Genomic DNA, 14,665 nt, shown 5'->3' on the forward strand with positions numbered 1-14,665 from the left:
GCGGGTCAGTCCTTGGCGGCGGGCTGGCGCATCTCGTCGACGGCCTCGATCATCCGGGTGTTGATGATGTCGAAGACCTCGGTCTGGGAGCGGGCGACGATATCCTGCAACTCGCGCAGGTCGGCGGTGGCCTTCTCCATCGCGCCGCGGGCGGTGGTCAGCTGCGCCTCGAAATCGGGACCCTTGCCGCCCTCGGCCAGGTTGCGGATCGCCGACTGGGCTTCGGCCGCCGAGGTCTGGGCGATCTCCGCCTGACGCTCGATCAGCGCGCGGAAGCCGTCGACCGCGACCTGGTTGGCGCGGGTCAGGGCCTCGAAGTTGCGGCGCTGCATCTCGGTGAAGGCGTTGAGGTCCATCGCCGGCCACTTGAAACCGGACAGGGTCTTGGTGAGATCGGCGAAGGGATTGGCGGGAACGGGCATCGGGGGGGCTCTCCGGTCTGGGGGTTGCGGCGCGCGGCGCGACCAGGGCACGGCGCGGCGGATGATGCTGCAATGCAGCGCAAGCCGCTTATGGTCAACGCCTGCCGTTGCGTCAACCTCTTTCTCGCGATTGCAAAAGAAAGGGCCCGCCGGTTCCCCGGCGGACCCTTTCGAAGGCGGTCGTGAGGCGGTTCAGTTCAGCTTGAACTGGCCCTTCGCCTCCTCGATGCCGTCCAGCATGCGCTTGTGCAGGACGTCGAAGATCTCGTTCTGCGACTTGGAGACCATGTCGGAGAGCTCGCGCACATTGGCGGAGGCCTTCTCCATCGCGGCCTTGGTCTGCGTGGTCTGCTCGTCGACGTCCACCTTGGTCTTGCCTTCGGCCGCGCTCTTGATGGCGGTCTGGGCTTCCTCGACGGACTCCTGGGCGATCTGTACCTGGCGCTCGAAGACGGCGCGGACGCTGTCCATGGCGAGCTGGTTGGCGGTGGTCATCGCCTCGAAGTTCTTCTGCTGCATGGCCATGAACGCATCGACGTCGAACATCGGGGCCTTCATGTCCTTCATCATCTTGCCGAAGTCGGCAAAGGGATTGGCGGTCTTGGTCATCGGTCTGTCCTCCGGACGGGCTGGAATATGTGGTTGCCGGTTATGCTGCACTGCAACGTGACCGGATAATGGGCATCGCCCGCCCCTGCGTCAACCAGTTTTTTTGTGCAGTGCACAATAATCCCTTCGCGGCCCATCCGCGCAAGGGAAAAGGCCGGCCCGGAATGCGGGCCGGCCTGCCGCCTGCCGCCGTCGCCGGCGGCCCCAGGAGGGCGGTCCGGGTCAGAAACTGCGCGAGACCGAGAAGATCACCGTGGCCCCGCAGCCGTCGCCGCAGGAGGATTCGTCGGTGTCGACATAGTTGAGCGCGAAGTCGAAGCCCCAATAGGAGCGCGACAGCCCGAGCGACCAGGTCAGGTAATCGGGCACGCCGAAGGTCGCCTCGTCGTCGATGAACTGGTAGCCGACGGTGCCGCCCAGTTCGAACTCGTAGGGCAGGGGCACCGCGACGCCGCCTTCGATGAACAGGGCGTCGCCGGAATTGCCGAAGTTCTCCGGCGAATAGTTGAAGCCCAGCGAGGTGGAGAAGCGCTCGAAATCGTAGCCCAGGCCCAGCGCGGCCTCGACGAAGTCGAAGTCGTTCCTGGCGCTGGCGCCCGGATACCAGTAGTAGATCAGGCCCAGATCGTAGGACAAGTTGTCGATCGAACCGGCGTAGCCGCCATAGAAGTCCATCTCGATATGGGCGTTGCCGAAGTTCACGTTCGACGCCCAGGTGCCCAGATAGAAGCCGCTGTCGTGGGACCAGTCGAACCCGCCCTGGATGGCCGGTTCGTTGTCGGTCTGCGTGATGCCGCGGAACCGGTAGTCCGTGACGATTCCGACATTGGCCGAGAACTCGCCCGGGATCATGGCCTCCTCTTCGGCATGGACCGGACCCGAAAACGCGAACGCAGCCATGGCCACAGCCGTGGCCGCCGCGAGTGCCTTGAAATTCATGTGCTTGAACACTCCCAATTCCCAAAGGGACGCCGCCCCCTTGCGGCGTTGGCGCTTGACCTAGCAAGGCCGGGGCCATTTCTGTGCGCTGCAACATTCTTTCTAACTATCTGAAAAATATTGATAAAAATATGAACAAGAATTGGGCACGTCATCGATTGGCAGCATTTCGGCCATATATCTGCAGCAGGATTGTGCAGTGCCGAAAAAGCAGGCAATCGCCGGGCGGGGAAGGGCTTCGCCGCAGCGGTTCCCGATCCGTCCTGCGGCGGCAGCAGGCCGCGCGTGCAGGGCGAAATCCGGCGGTCCAGCCCGCGCCCCGCGCGTGGCCACGAATCTTTCAGGAATTCCGGCTACATGATAGTGTCGACAAGTGATTGAACCCGGTTGAGTTCGCCCATCCCATCTGCAACAGCGAGGCGGTCGGTCGACCATGGCTCTGACGGCGCTGGACAAGGAAGCCGATATCCGGCACCTGCAGCGGACAGTGTCTGCGATGCGGGAGACGCTGGAGCAGAAGGACGTCGAGATCCGCCGCCGCGTCCAGAAGGCGGAGGCCGATGCCGCCGGCGAGATCCGTACGCTGAAGGATACCGCCCAGGCGCTGAGGGACGAGCTGGAAGAGGAGCGCCGGCGCGGCGCCGTGCTGGCGCAGCGGGAGCGGCAGTCGGCGGCGTCCGAGATCGGCACGCTCAAGGACACCGCCCAGGCGCTGCGGGATACGCTGGAGGACCAGCGCACGGAGACCCAGCGCCTGGTGCAGGCGGAGAAGCAGGCCGCGGCGACCGAGATCCAGCAGCTGAAAGACACCGCGCAGGCGCTGCGCGACACGCTGGAGGACCAGCGCGCCGAAGCCCAGCGCATGGTGCAGGCGGAGAAGCAGGCGGCGGCGGCGGAAATCGGCCAGCTGAAGGACACCGCGCAGGCGCTGCGCGACACGCTGGAGGATCAGCGCGCCGAGGCCCAGCGCCTGATACAGGCGGAAAAGCAGGCGGCGGCGGCCGAGATCGGTCAGCTCAAGGAGACCGCCCAGGCCCTGCGCGATACGCTGGAGGATCAGCGCGTGGAGACGCGCCGGCTGGTTCAGTCCGAGAAACAGGCAGCTGCGGCGGAGATATCGCAGCTCAAGGAGACGGTGCAGAACCTGCGCGACGAGATGGACGAGATCCGCCGCCGGGGCCAGGCCGAGACGCAGCGGGCGAAGGCGCTCGGCGCAGCGGAGGCCGGCCAGCTCAGACAGACCATCCAGTCGTTGCGCGACGAGATGGACGCCATTTGCGGCGAACACCGCGAGGAACGCCAGGCCATGGAGCGGGCGCAGAGGGACGAACTGAAGCAACTCAGGACGACCATCCAGCGCCTTCGCGACCGCCTGGAGGAGATCGAGAATGTATGAGAACCCGCGCGGCACGCGAAAGAACCAGAACCTTTCGCAGTCCGAGCACATCAAGCAGCTGCAGATGCTGCTCGACGTTTCCCGTCAGGTCGCCGCGCTGGATACGCTGGACGCGGTGCTCGACACGCTGGTCAGCGTCGCGGTCGCCGAGACCAAGGCCGAGCGCGGCACCCTGTTCCTGCACGACGCGATGACGGGCGAACTGTTCTCCCGCGTCGCTCAGGGCCTCAAGCGCCACGAGATCCGCATCCTGGACAATGTCGGCATCGCCGGTCACACCTTCCAGTCGGGCGAAGGCCAGATCATTCATGACGCCTACAACGACGAACGCTTCAACCGCGACGTCGACGCCGAGACGGGCTTCACCACCAAGTCGATCCTCGCCGCGCCCGTGCGCAACGCCAAGGGCGAGGTGATCGGCGTCGCCCAGGTGCTGAACAAGAAGGAAGGTCAGTTCACGGAAATGGACCTGACCGTGCTGGAGGGCATGACCACCCAGTGCGCCATCACCCTGCAGTCGATGCAGCTCGTCGAGCGCATGGAAACGACGCGCCAGCGCGAGATCGAATTCCTCAACATCGTCTCCGACATGACCTCCGAACTCGAACTGACGCGCCTGCTGCAGCGGGTGATGTCGGAGGCGACGCGGATGCTGGACGCGGAACGCTCGACGCTGTTCATCAACGACGAGAAGACCAACGAGCTGTTCAGTCATGTGGGAGAGGGGCTGGACTCGGTCGAGATCCGGTTGCCGAACCATCTCGGCATCGCCGGCGCGGTGTTCACGTCCGGCGATACGGTGAACATCCCCTATGCCTATGCCGACCTGCGCTTCAATCCGGGCTTCGACAAGCAGACGGGCTTCTTCACCCGCTCGATCCTGTGCGTGCCCGTGGTCAACAAGGCCGGCAAGGTGATCGGCGTGACCCAGGCCCTGAACAAGAAGGGCGGGCCCTTCACCAGCGACGACGAGAGCCGGCTGAAGGCCTTCACCGCGCAGATCGCCATCGGTCTGGAGAACGCCAAGCTGTTCGGCGATGTCCAGGCGATGAAGAACTACAACGAGTCCATGCTGCAATCGATGTCGAACGGCGTCATCACCTTCGACGAGGATGGCGAGAACAAGACCTGCAACGCCGCCGGTGCGCGCATCATGCGTACCTCGGCCAAGGACATCCTGGGCAAGAAGCCCGAGGAGGTGTTCGGCGAGCAGAACCAGTGGCTGGTCGACAAGATCGCCCGCGTCGCCGAGACCGACGAGGGCGAAAGCATGCTCGATACCGAACTCAAGATCGGCGACGAGAAGGCGTCCGTGAACGTGACCGTCCTGCCCATGCAGTCGGGCGAGGGGGCCTCGCTCGGCACGCTGGTCATGATCGAGGATATCTCCGACGCCAAGCGCGCCAGGTCGACGCTGTCGCGTTACATGGATCCGGGACTGGCCGACCAGATGCTGGCCGGCGGCAACCAGGACGACATCCTGGGCGGCAAGGACACCATCGCGACGGTGCTGTTCTCCGACGTGCGCAGCTTCACCACCATTACCGAGAAGCTGGGCGCGCAGGGCACCGTGGCGCTGCTCAACGACTATTTCGAACTGATGGTCGACTGCATCTCCGATCAGGGCGGCATGCTCGACAAGTTCATCGGCGACGCGATCATGGCCGCCTTCGGCATTCCGCTGCCCCATGACGACGACGAGGACCGGGGGCTCCGCGCCGGCATCAACATGATCAAGACATTGTGGGACTGGAACAAGACCCGCGTCGCGAAGGGCGAGATGGCCGTCGACATGGGACTGGGGCTGAACACCGATTCCATCGTCGCCGGCAATATCGGCTCGAAGAAACGCATGGACTACACGATGATCGGCGACGGCGTGAACCTCGCCGCGCGGCTGGAGAGCGCCTGCAAGCAGTACTCGGCGCGCATCCTGCTTTCGGAATACACCGTCGCCAAGCTGAAGGGCGTCTACCGCCTGCGCGAGGTCGACAAGGTGGTGGTGAAGGGCAAGACCAAGCCGGTCGGCGTGTTCGAATGCCTCGACTACCACACCGACGAGACCTTCCCGAACCTGATGGATGTGCTCGGCAACTTCAACGAAGGCGTCAAGCAGTACCGCAAGCAGGAATGGGACCGCGCCACCGGCTATTTCAGGGAAGCGCTGAAGGCGAACGAGACCGACAAGCTCGGCAACATGTACATTGAGCGCTGCGAACTGATGAAGAAGGCGCCGCCCGGCGACGACTGGGACGGCGTCTGGATCATGACCGAGAAATAGCGCACCGCCATCGTCATGCATCCGACAGCGTCCGAGGCCGCGGCCCCCCCGGCCGTCATGGGCATCGTCAACGTGACCCCCGACAGCTTCTCCGACGGGGGCCGCGCCGCGGCCCCTGCCGCGGCTATCGCGCTGGCCCGGCGGCACCTGGCCGATGGCGCGGCGCTCGTCGACATCGGCGCGGAATCGACCCGGCCCGGCGCCGCGGAGATCCCGCTGGAGGAGGAGTGGCGGCGCCTCGCACCTGTGCTGGAAGTCCTGCTCGCCGACGGCGCGCCGGTCTCCGTCGACACCCGCAAGGCCGAGATCATGCGCCGCGCCCTGGCGCTGGGCGCGCCGATGATCAACGACGTCAGCGCGCTCACCTTCGATGCGGCCGCGCTGGACATGATCGCCGGCGCGCCCTGCGCGGTGGTGCTGATGCACGCCCAGGGTCTGCCCGAGGACATGCAGGAGAATCCGACCTATGACGACGTCGCCGCCGAGGTGCTGACCTATCTGGAGGCGCGCATCGCCGCCTGTGAGGCGGCGGGCATCGAACGTGGCCGCATCGTCGCCGATCCCGGCATCGGCTTCGGCAAGACCTTCCGCCAGAACCTGGAGCTGATGGCGGCGCTGCCGCGCTTCCGCGAACTCGGCGTGCGGCTGCTGGTGGGCGCCAGCCGCAAGGGCTTCATCGGCTGGCTGACCGGCGTGAAGCAGGCCGACCGGCGTCTCGGCGGCTCGATCGGCGCGGCGCTCGCCGCTGCCGCCGGCGGGGCGGACATCCTGCGGGTTCACGACGTGGCCGAAACCGTCCAGGCGCTCGCCGTCTTCCATGCGGCGCGCAATGGACATCCTCCGCCGTCTGATCGATAAGGCGGAGCACCAGCGAGCGATCGGAGGGAACATGGGGCGGAAGTATTTCGGCACCGACGGCATCCGGGGCCGGGCCAATGACGAGCCGATGACGGCCGAGAGGGCGCTTTCGGTCGGCCTCGCGGCCGGCCGCGTCTTCATGCGCGGAAATCACCGCCACCGGGTGGTGATCGGCAAGGACACGCGCCTGTCCGGCTACATGCTGGAGCCCGCCCTGGCCGCCGGCTTCACCTCGGTCGGCATGGACGTGGTCATGGTCGGGCCCCTGCCGACGCCGGCCATCGCCATCCTGACACGGAGCCTGCGCGCCGATCTGGGCGTGATGATCTCGGCCTCCCACAATCCGTTCCATGACAATGGCATCAAGCTGTTCGGCCCCGACGGCTTCAAGCTCTCCGACGAGACCGAGGCGGAGATCGAGGCGGGCATGGACAATGGCATCCGCGGACGGCTGGCCAAGCCGCGGGACCTGGGCCGCGCCCAGCGCCTGGACGACGCCGGCGGGCGCTATATCGAGTTCGTGAAAAGCACCTTCCCGCGCGGCAAGCGTCTGAACGGGCTGAAGATCGTCATCGATTGCGCAAATGGCGCCGCCTACAAGGTCGCGCCGACGGCGCTCTGGGAGCTCGAGGCCGACGTCATCGCCATCGGCGACAAGCCCAACGGTTTCAACATCAACGATGGCTGCGGCTCGACCAACACCGCGATGCTGCGCGAGAAGGTCGTGAAGCTGGGGGCCGATGTCGGCATCGCGCTCGACGGCGACGCCGACCGCATGATCATGGTCGACGAGCGTGGCCGGGAGGTCGACGGCGACCGCCTGATGGCGCTGATCGCCGGCCGCTGGGCCGAGGAGGAGCGGTTGCGCGGCGGCGGTGTGGTCACCACCGTGATGTCGAACATGGGACTGGAACGCTATCTGAACGGCCTCGGCCTGCAGATGATCCGCACCAAGGTCGGCGACCGCTACGTCGTCGAACGCATGCGCGCCGACGGCTACAATGTCGGCGGCGAGCAGTCGGGCCACATCGTGCTGAGCGACTACGCCACCACCGGCGACGGCACCCTGGCGGCGCTGCAGGCGCTGGCGGTGATCGCCGAGGGCGGCAAGCCCGTCTCCGAGGCCGTGCGCCTGTTCGACCCGCTGCCGCAGATCCTGAAGAACGTGCGCTTCGGCAAGGGCGCGCCGCTGGAGCATCCGAAGGTCAAGCAGGCCATTGCCGATGGCGAGAAGCGCCTGGGCGCGACGGGACGGCTGCTGATCCGCAAGTCGGGCACCGAGCCGCTGATCCGCGTCATGGGCGAGGGCGAGGACGAGGCGGTGATCCGCGAGATCGTCGACGACATCGCGGAGGCCGTCACCCGCGCCGCAGCGAGCGACGAATGACGGCGATGAGGGGACGCGTGCTGATCGCCGCCGGCTCCGATTCGGGCGGCGGCGCCGGCATCCAGGCCGACATCAAGACCGTGACCGCGCTGGGCGGCTACGCGGCGACGGCGATTACCGCGCTGACGGCGCAGGACACCCACACCGTCCACGCCATCCACGAGATCCCCGTCGACTTCATCGCCGAGCAGTTCCGGCTGACCGTCGCCGACATCGGCGTCGATGCGATCAAGACCGGCATGCTGCACAAGCGCGCGGTGATCGAGACGGTCGTCCGCTGCATCGACGATCACGGCAAGGGCGCAATGGTCGTGGTCGATCCGGTCATGGTCGCCAAGGGCGGCGCGCGCCTGCTCGATGCGGACACCACCGACGTGGTGATCGCCGAGCTGCTGCCCCGCGCCGATGTGCTGACGCCCAACCTGCCGGAGGCTGCGGTGCTGGCCGGCATGCCCATCGAGGATCTCGACGCCATGAAGCGCGCCGCCGAGCGTCTGCTCGGCTTCGGACCGAAGGCGGTGCTGCTGAAGGGCGGACACCTGAAGGGGGCGCGGCTGACCGATCTGCTGGCCACTGCCGACGGCTTCGAAGTCTTCGAGGGCAAGCGTATCGACACGCCGCACACCCACGGCACCGGCTGCACCACCGCCTCGGCCATCGCGGCCGGTCTCGCGCAGCAGATGCCGCTCCGGGCGGCGGTCGAGCGCGCGCGCGCCTATGTGCTCGAGGCGATCCGCACCGCGCCGGGCTATGGCACCGGCCACGGGCCCCTCAACCACGCGCACACCGTGCGGGATTGAGTTTTTCAGTTGCGCCGTGCGGGTCTTCGCGCCGCGCAGGACCCAGGCCCCGCCGTCAATCCGCCAGGCTGGCCGCGATGGTGTTCATGGTCTCGCGGCGGAAGTTGATCTTGGTCGCGTGATAGGTCGCCGACGGCATCTCGCCCAGAGCCTTCGCTATCTCGACCGCGCGGCCGATGACGGCGTCCGGGGCCACGGCCTCGTCCAGATAGCCTGCGGCCGCTGCGCCCGCCGCGTCGTAGAGCCGGGCCTGGATCACCGCCGGGGTCATCTCTGCCTGCGCCAGCCGGTCGCGGGCCAGCGCCAGCCCGAACACGGGCAGTTCGAGGCCGATCGCCGTCTCGTTCAGGCCGTATCTGAAGTCGCCGCCCGCGCCCACGCGCGTGTCGCAGGCCAGCAGCATCAGCGCGCCGAGCGCGATGCCGTGTCCGCTCGCCGCCGCCACCAGCGGCTTCGGATAGCCGTAGAGGGTCTGGATCATCCGCCCGCCGCGCCGCACCAGGCGGTCCACCTCGTCGGGCGTCGCGCCCTGCATCGTCTTCAGATCGAAGCCGCCGCAGAAGACGCCCTTGCGTCCGGTGAGAACCACGGCCCGGGCGGTCTCCGCCGCCTTCGCCAGCGCCGGCTCCAGCGCGTCCAGCATCTCGTGGCCGATGGCGTTCGCCTTGCCGTCGTCCATGGCGATGACGGCGACGCCGTCGGTGATTTCGGTGTTCACGAACATTACGGTTCTTCCTCTCCCCATTCGGCCCGACCCTGATCTGCTGCCCGTTGGCGCGAAGGCAAGTCCGGCATAGTCTTGGCGCCACAGGCATCTTGGGGAGGACGCCATGACCGACGATTTCGGCCTCGACGTCGAGAATTTCCACAATCGGCGCAACGACCGGCGATGGAACCGGGTTTCCGTCGGCGACGTCATCGAACGCTATACCTGGAACGACCCGGACAAGCTGGCGATCGTCGCCGGGCCGGACGCCACGGTGAACCCGAAGAACGCCCGGGTCACCTATGGCCGCGCCAACGAACTGATCAACCGCATGGCCAACGGTCTGCTGGCGCTGGGGCTGGAGCCCGCAAGCCGGATCGCGATGCTCTGCGACAATTCGGTGGAGGGCTGGCTGTCGAAGATCGCCATCGCCAAGGCCGGACTGGTCGCCGCGCCGGTCAACGCCATGATGGCGCCGGACGTGATCACCGATGCGCTGCAGCGGGTCGAGGCGCGCCACGCCATCGTCGACGCGCCGCTCTGGGAGAAGCTGGGCGGGGCGTTCACCGCGGCCGGCGCGGAGCCTGTGGTCAGCATCGGCGGGGACAGGGACGGCGCGGTGCCGGATTACGACACGTTCGTCGACCGGCAGTCCGCGGAGGAACCCGACGTCACCATCCACGGCGACGACATCTGGGAAATCCTGTTCACCTCCGGCACGACCGCCGCGCCAAAGGCGGTGATGATTTCCCACACCTACACCTATCTCTGCGCGATGGACGGCGCGGTCGCGATCAGCCGGGGCCTGGAGCACGAAAGCGACATGCGCCTGGGCGTCTTCACGCCGATGGTCTTCCACATCGGCGACCACATCTGCATCTTCCCGGCGCTCTTCTCGGGTGGTACGGCGGTGATCGGCCGGACCCCCGAGGGCCATCCGATGGCCAGCCTCTGTTCGGAGGAGCGGGTGACGACGCTCTTCGGCGGCTCGCCGCAATTCGTCGAAAGCATGGTCGCCGCTGTCCACGAGACGCCGCGCGCCTACGACCTGTCGTCGATGAAGCTCATGTTCTACGGCTGGGCGGCGATGGCGCCCGGTTCGGTCAGGGCCTTCCGCGATCTCTGCGCGCCCGACGTGAAGATGTACCAGATGCTGGGCCAGACGGAGATCGTCCCCTGCCACCGTTTCCCGATCGACCGGAACCTGGATCTGTTTCACCGCACCTCGCCCGGCCGCAACCATGTCGGCAAGCCGGCGCCGATCATGGCATCGACGGTGATGGACGAGGACGGCAACGATCTGCGCGGCAAGCCCTTCGAGGCGGGCGAGGCGGTCTACCGTTCGCCGGCCATGTTCTCGGGCTATTACCGCGACCTCGAGGCGACGGCCGAGGCCCTGCGGGGCGGCTGGTTCCACGGCGGCGACAGCTTCGCCTACGACGCCGAGCAGGAGCACCGCATCATGGTCGACCGCTACAAGGACATCGTGAAGTCCGGCGGCGAGAACGTCTCCTCGCTCCGCGTCGAGGCGGTGCTGCAGCAGCATCCGGCGGTGGAACGCGCCGCCGTGATCGGCCTGCCGGACGACCGCTGGGGGGAGGCCGTCACGGCCTGCGTCATCGCGGCGAAGGGAAAACGACTGGACGAGAAGGAACTCATCGCCTTCGCCCGGGAGCGCCTGGCCGGCTTCGAGACGCCGAAGCGCGTCGTCGCCGTCGACGCGTTCCCCACCACCGTCGGCGGCAAGATCCTGAAGTACAAGCTGCGCCAGCAGTTATCCTGATCGCCTGGTGCGGTGGGCTCCCTTCGGCATGGAGGCTTGCGATTGTCAGGCCGCCGGGCCGCGCCCGTCAGGCGAATTTCGGCCGGATCTCGTCCATGATGCGGTCGATGATCACTTCGGCGTTCTCCGGCGTTTCGGGCACGATGTCGAAGCAGAACTCGGTCGCGCCGGCGTCCTCGTAGCGGCGCAGCGCGTCGAGGATATCCTGCGGCCGTCCCTGGGTCGGCAACTGCCCGTCCTGGGTCCGTTCCTCCTGGAACACCAGCGGCACCTTGGGACAGATCGGCAGGTCGTCGATTGACCGCCCCTCCGCCTCCAGCGCCTTCGCCAGGTCGCCGCGCAGATCCTTCACCTGGGCGTCGGTGACCCGGAACGGGTGCCAGACGTCGCCGTACTTCGCCACCCGCTTCAGCGCGCCCGGCGAGTGGCCGCCGATGTAGATGGGCGGATGCGGATTCTGCACGGGCGTCGGCCCGACCACGCAGCCGGAAAAGCTGTAGAACTCGCTCTCGTGCGCCGCCGGCTCACCCGTCCAGAGCTTGCGGCAGATGGCGAGGCCGTCATTGGCGCGCTTGCCGCGTTTGCGGAACGGATAGCCCAGCGCGTCGTATTCGTCCTCGAACCAGCCGACGCCGACGCCGAAGTTGGCCCGGCCCCGGCTGACCCGGTCCAGCTCCGCTACCTGGGCGGCGACCTCCAGCGGATTGCGCATGGGCAGGATCAGCACGCTGGTGCCCAGGCGGACATTGCGCGTGCGGCCGGCCAGGTAGTTCAGCACGCTGAAGGGCTGATAGTAGTAGCGCTTCCATGCCGGCGGCAGGCTGCCGTCTGGCGTACCGGGATATTTCGACTTGTTCGGCGGCGCCATGACCAGATGGTCGCTGGCCCAGAGCGCGTCGAGTCCCGCCGCTTCCGCCTTGTCGGCGACACGGTCGAAGGTCTCCGGATTGGCGTCGTCGCCGCGGACCGGAATCGAAATGCCGAACTTCATGGCCGCTCCTCCCTTGCTGGCCCTGTCGGGAAATTAGACCAGCGAAGGGGCGGGGTGTCCAATTACTTGGGCGCCGGCCCGTCGCGTTCGGCGAACAGTCGCCGCGTCTTCTCCAGATCCTCCGGCGTGTCGACGCCCAGCGGTATCGTGTCGACGCGGGCGGCGTCGATGCGCATGCCATGCTCCAGCGCCCGCAACTGCTCCAGCTTCTCGCGCTTCTCCAGCGGGCTGGGCGGCAGCTTCACGAACCGCTCCAGCGACGCCCGGCGATAGGCGTAGAGGCCGATATGGTGCCAGTACGGGCCCTCGCCACCGGGTGCGCGCAGCCGCGTGAACCAGAGCGCACGCGCGGTCCCGGCGCCGTCGGCGAAGGCGGTGACGACCTTCACTGCGTTGGGATCGTCCAGTTCCGCCGGATCGTGGATCTCGGCGACCAGCGTGCCGATGTCGACCGACGGGTCGGCTTCCAGCGGCTTCAGCGCGGCGCGGATCGTCGCCGGCTCCAGGGCCGGTAGGTCGCCCTGCAGATTGACCACCGAATCGTGGCGGCCGTCCGGGTCCGCCCGGCCCAGCGCCTCGAAGATGCGGTCGGAGCCCGACGGATGGCCCGGATCGGTCAGCACCGCCTCGCCGCCGGCATCGCGCACCGCCTCCACGATCTCCGCCTCGGCGGCGGCGACCAGCACGGGGCCGATGTCGGCCTCCATGCCGCGTTTCCAGACCTGCACGATCATCGGCAGGCCGGCAATCTCGGCCAGCGGCTTGCCCGGCAGGCGGCTGGAGGCCATGCGGGCGGGGATCAGGACCACGGGATTCATGAATGTTCTTCTGGACGGCTCTTCCAAAGGGCGCGATGCGGCGTTAGACCGCATCATTCAGGGGCGGGGCCAGAGGCTATCACCTTGCGCGAGGTGGCGAGGGGGATTCCGCCAAGTCAGCCATGGCTAACCGGAAGGGACGCGGCAATGGACAGCATGCAGTTCAACAAGATCGCAGGCGCGGTATTGCTGACCGTTCTGATCGGATTCGTGATCACCGAGGTCTCGCACATCCTGGTTCATCCCGGCAGCCACGGTGAGGTCGCCTATCCGGTGCCCGAGATCGCCGAGGACGGCGCGGCCCCGGCCGAGGAAGAGGCGCCTTCGCTGGCGGTCCTGCTCGCCAATGCCGACGCCTCCGCCGGCGCCAGCGACTTCAACAAGTGCAAGGCGTGCCACACGATCGAGGAGGGCGGCCCCAACAAGGTGGGTCCGAACCTGTTCGGCGTGCTGCACAACGACATCGCCTCCCATGGCGGCTTCGCCTATTCGCCCGTCCTGTCCGACATGGAAGGCGAATGGACCTTCGAGAAGCTCGACGCCTTCATCGCCAATCCGCGCGGCTACGCCCAGGGCACCAAGATGGCCTTCGCCGGCATCAAGGACGCCGAGGACCGCGCCGACCTGCTGCTCTATATCCGTTCCTTCGGTGACGCCGACGCCGCGCTGCCCGAGCCGGAGGCGCCTGCCGCCACCGAGGGCGAGGCCGCCCCGGCGTCGGAGGACGGCGACGCCCAGCAGCCCGCCAATGACGGCGCCGCGCCTGCCGCGGATCAGCCGGCCGACAACGCCGCGGAGCAGACCGAGAACGGCGAGGCCGCGACCAGCGAATAGGACGGGACGCCGGACAGCGCGATGACCGGCGACCTCCAGACCTTCGCGGACTTCGCGGGCGAACTGGCCGACCGTGCCGGCGATTTCATCCGGCCGCTCTTCCGCCAGCCCATCGAGATCGTCTCCAAGGCGGACGAGAGCCCTGTCACCGAGGCCGACCGCGGGGCGGAGCGCGTCATGCGCGGACTGATCGGCGAGCGTTTTCCCGACCACGGCATCGTCGGCGAGGAATTCGGCGCCGAGAACCCCGATGCGGAGTGGGTCTGGCACCTGGACCCGATCGACGGCACCAAGTCCTTCATCACCGGTTCGGCTCAGTTCGTCACCCTGATCGGGCTCACCCGCCATGGAAAGCCGGTGGTTGGCGTCATCAACCAGCCCGTCAACGGTGAGCGCTGGCTGGGTGTGTCCGGCCGCCCCACCGTCTTCAACGGGCGCCCGGTAACCACCCGCGCCTGCGCCGATCTGGGCGCGGCGGCGCTCTACACCTGGGGCGCGGAGTGCCTGGAGGGCGAGAATGGCCCGGCGCTGAGGCGGCTGACGGAGAGCGTCGGCCTCCGGCGTTTCAGCGCCGACGGCTACGCCTACGGCCTGCTGGCCATGGGCTTCGTCGACATCGTGGTGGACGACGACCTCAAGCCGCACGACTATCTGGCCCTCGCCCCGGTCGTGGAAGGCGCGGGCGGGTGCATCTCGGACTGGGACGGCCGAGCGATCGAATTCGGCGTCGGCGCCCGTACGCTGGCCTGCGGCGACGCGGCGATCCACGCGCGGGCGCTGGAACTGCTCCGCGGCTGACCCCGGGCGGGGGTTGCCGTACTTCCGTCCGCCGCCCAACTCT

Annotated in this window: 14 protein-coding genes; 8 read left to right on the top strand and 6 right to left on the bottom strand. The window is 67.5% G+C overall.

Features of this window, described 5'->3' with window-relative positions:
• Positions 1 to 5: 5 nt before the first annotated feature.
• The 3 genes from TEF_04670 to TEF_04680 all read right to left on the bottom strand — a co-directional run bounded on the left by TEF_04670 (position 6) and on the right by TEF_04680 (position 1,970).
• A complete protein-coding gene (locus TEF_04670) occupies positions 6 to 422 on the bottom strand; it encodes a hypothetical protein (GenBank protein ID ANK80158.1) in 417 nt (138 codons plus the stop codon).
• 192 nt (positions 423 to 614) lie between these two features.
• Positions 615 to 1,031 carry a hypothetical protein gene (locus TEF_04675; protein ANK80159.1) on the bottom strand — a complete coding sequence of 139 codons (417 nt, stop codon included), beginning with the start codon at positions 1,029 to 1,031 and terminating at the stop codon, positions 615 to 617.
• A gap of 222 nt (positions 1,032 to 1,253) precedes the next feature.
• Complete coding sequence (locus tag TEF_04680; GenBank protein ANK83281.1) at positions 1,254 to 1,970, bottom strand: hypothetical protein; 717 nt, start codon at positions 1,968 to 1,970, stop codon at positions 1,254 to 1,256.
• Between the two features lie 433 nt (positions 1,971 to 2,403).
• Here TEF_04680 and TEF_04685 point away from each other — a divergent pair, with 433 nt between their 5' ends.
• The 5 genes from TEF_04685 to TEF_04705 are packed head-to-tail and all read left to right on the top strand — an operon-like array spanning position 2,404 to position 8,692.
• Positions 2,404 to 3,366: a hypothetical protein gene (locus tag TEF_04685; protein ANK80160.1), complete on the top strand. Its 963-nt coding sequence runs from the start codon at positions 2,404 to 2,406 to the stop codon at positions 3,364 to 3,366.
• Positions 3,359 to 5,647 carry a guanylate cyclase gene (locus tag TEF_04690; protein ANK80161.1) on the top strand — a complete coding sequence of 763 codons (2,289 nt, stop codon included), beginning with the start codon at positions 3,359 to 3,361 and terminating at the stop codon, positions 5,645 to 5,647. Before TEF_04685 ends, TEF_04690 begins: the two co-directional genes overlap by 8 nt.
• Positions 5,648 to 5,662: 15 nt before the next feature.
• Positions 5,663 to 6,505 carry a dihydropteroate synthase gene (locus TEF_04695; GenBank protein ANK80162.1) on the top strand — a complete coding sequence of 281 codons (843 nt, stop codon included), beginning with the start codon at positions 5,663 to 5,665 and terminating at the stop codon, positions 6,503 to 6,505.
• 31 nt (positions 6,506 to 6,536) lie between these two features.
• Complete coding sequence (locus TEF_04700; GenBank protein ANK80163.1) at positions 6,537 to 7,892, top strand: phosphoglucosamine mutase; 1,356 nt, start codon at positions 6,537 to 6,539, stop codon at positions 7,890 to 7,892.
• A gap of 5 nt (positions 7,893 to 7,897) precedes the next feature.
• Positions 7,898 to 8,692, top strand: a complete 795-nt coding sequence (locus tag TEF_04705) for a bifunctional hydroxymethylpyrimidine kinase/phosphomethylpyrimidine kinase (protein ANK83282.1) — start codon at positions 7,898 to 7,900, stop codon at positions 8,690 to 8,692.
• 55 nt (positions 8,693 to 8,747) lie between these two features.
• Here TEF_04705 and TEF_04710 read toward each other — a convergent pair whose 3' ends face one another.
• Positions 8,748 to 9,416, bottom strand: a complete 669-nt coding sequence (locus TEF_04710; GenBank protein ID ANK80164.1) for a hypothetical protein — start codon at positions 9,414 to 9,416, stop codon at positions 8,748 to 8,750.
• A gap of 106 nt (positions 9,417 to 9,522) precedes the next feature.
• Between TEF_04710 and TEF_04715 the strand changes: the two genes are divergently transcribed.
• Positions 9,523 to 11,181, top strand: a complete 1,659-nt coding sequence (locus tag TEF_04715; GenBank protein ANK80165.1) for a hypothetical protein — start codon at positions 9,523 to 9,525, stop codon at positions 11,179 to 11,181.
• Between the two features lie 67 nt (positions 11,182 to 11,248).
• Here the strand turns inward: TEF_04715 and TEF_04720 are convergent, their stop codons facing one another.
• Together TEF_04720 and TEF_04725 are read right to left on the bottom strand one after the other, a co-directional pair.
• Entirely contained in the window at positions 11,249 to 12,172 is a 924-nt protein-coding gene (locus tag TEF_04720; protein ID ANK80166.1) for a hypothetical protein, read from the bottom strand.
• A 62-nt stretch (positions 12,173 to 12,234) separates the two neighbouring features.
• On the bottom strand, positions 12,235 to 12,990 hold the full coding sequence (locus TEF_04725) for a 3-deoxy-manno-octulosonate cytidylyltransferase (GenBank protein ANK80167.1): 756 nt from the start codon (positions 12,988 to 12,990) through the stop codon (positions 12,235 to 12,237).
• A gap of 147 nt (positions 12,991 to 13,137) precedes the next feature.
• On the opposite strand from TEF_04725, the gene TEF_04730 reads away from it, so the two are divergent.
• Together TEF_04730 and TEF_04735 are read left to right on the top strand one after the other, a co-directional pair.
• Positions 13,138 to 13,824: a hypothetical protein gene (locus TEF_04730; protein ID ANK80168.1), complete on the top strand. Its 687-nt coding sequence runs from the start codon at positions 13,138 to 13,140 to the stop codon at positions 13,822 to 13,824.
• A 21-nt stretch (positions 13,825 to 13,845) separates the two neighbouring features.
• The gene (locus TEF_04735) at positions 13,846 to 14,622 is read left to right on the top strand and encodes a hypothetical protein (protein ANK80169.1); all 777 of its coding nucleotides are present in this window, start codon (positions 13,846 to 13,848) and stop codon (positions 14,620 to 14,622) included.
• Positions 14,623 to 14,665 lie beyond the last annotated feature (43 nt).

It is taken from the genome of Rhizobiales bacterium NRL2, assembly GCA_001664005.1.
GTDB lineage: Bacteria > Pseudomonadota > Alphaproteobacteria > Minwuiales > Minwuiaceae > Minwuia.

Excerpts from the sequence above, each read along its gene's own strand:
- TEF_04670 (ANK80158.1), bottom strand. The coding sequence starts at position 422 with ATGCCCGTTCCCGCCAATCCCTTCGCCGATCTCACCAAGACCCTGTCC.
- TEF_04675 (ANK80159.1), bottom strand. The coding sequence starts at position 1,031 with ATGACCAAGACCGCCAATCCCTTTGCCGACTTCGGCAAGATGATGAAG.
- TEF_04680 (ANK83281.1), bottom strand. The coding sequence starts at position 1,970 with ATGAATTTCAAGGCACTCGCGGCGGCCACGGCTGTGGCCATGGCTGCG.
- TEF_04685 (ANK80160.1), top strand. The coding sequence starts at position 2,404 with ATGGCTCTGACGGCGCTGGACAAGGAAGCCGATATCCGGCACCTGCAG.
- TEF_04690 (ANK80161.1), top strand. The coding sequence starts at position 3,359 with ATGTATGAGAACCCGCGCGGCACGCGAAAGAACCAGAACCTTTCGCAG.
- TEF_04695 (ANK80162.1), top strand. The coding sequence starts at position 5,663 with ATGCATCCGACAGCGTCCGAGGCCGCGGCCCCCCCGGCCGTCATGGGC.
- TEF_04700 (ANK80163.1), top strand. The coding sequence starts at position 6,537 with ATGGGGCGGAAGTATTTCGGCACCGACGGCATCCGGGGCCGGGCCAAT.
- TEF_04705 (ANK83282.1), top strand. The coding sequence starts at position 7,898 with ATGAGGGGACGCGTGCTGATCGCCGCCGGCTCCGATTCGGGCGGCGGC.
- TEF_04710 (ANK80164.1), bottom strand. The coding sequence starts at position 9,416 with ATGTTCGTGAACACCGAAATCACCGACGGCGTCGCCGTCATCGCCATG.
- TEF_04715 (ANK80165.1), top strand. The coding sequence starts at position 9,523 with ATGACCGACGATTTCGGCCTCGACGTCGAGAATTTCCACAATCGGCGC.
- TEF_04720 (ANK80166.1), bottom strand. The coding sequence starts at position 12,172 with ATGAAGTTCGGCATTTCGATTCCGGTCCGCGGCGACGACGCCAATCCG.
- TEF_04725 (ANK80167.1), bottom strand. The coding sequence starts at position 12,990 with ATGAATCCCGTGGTCCTGATCCCCGCCCGCATGGCCTCCAGCCGCCTG.
- TEF_04730 (ANK80168.1), top strand. The coding sequence starts at position 13,138 with ATGGACAGCATGCAGTTCAACAAGATCGCAGGCGCGGTATTGCTGACC.
- TEF_04735 (ANK80169.1), top strand. The coding sequence starts at position 13,846 with ATGACCGGCGACCTCCAGACCTTCGCGGACTTCGCGGGCGAACTGGCC.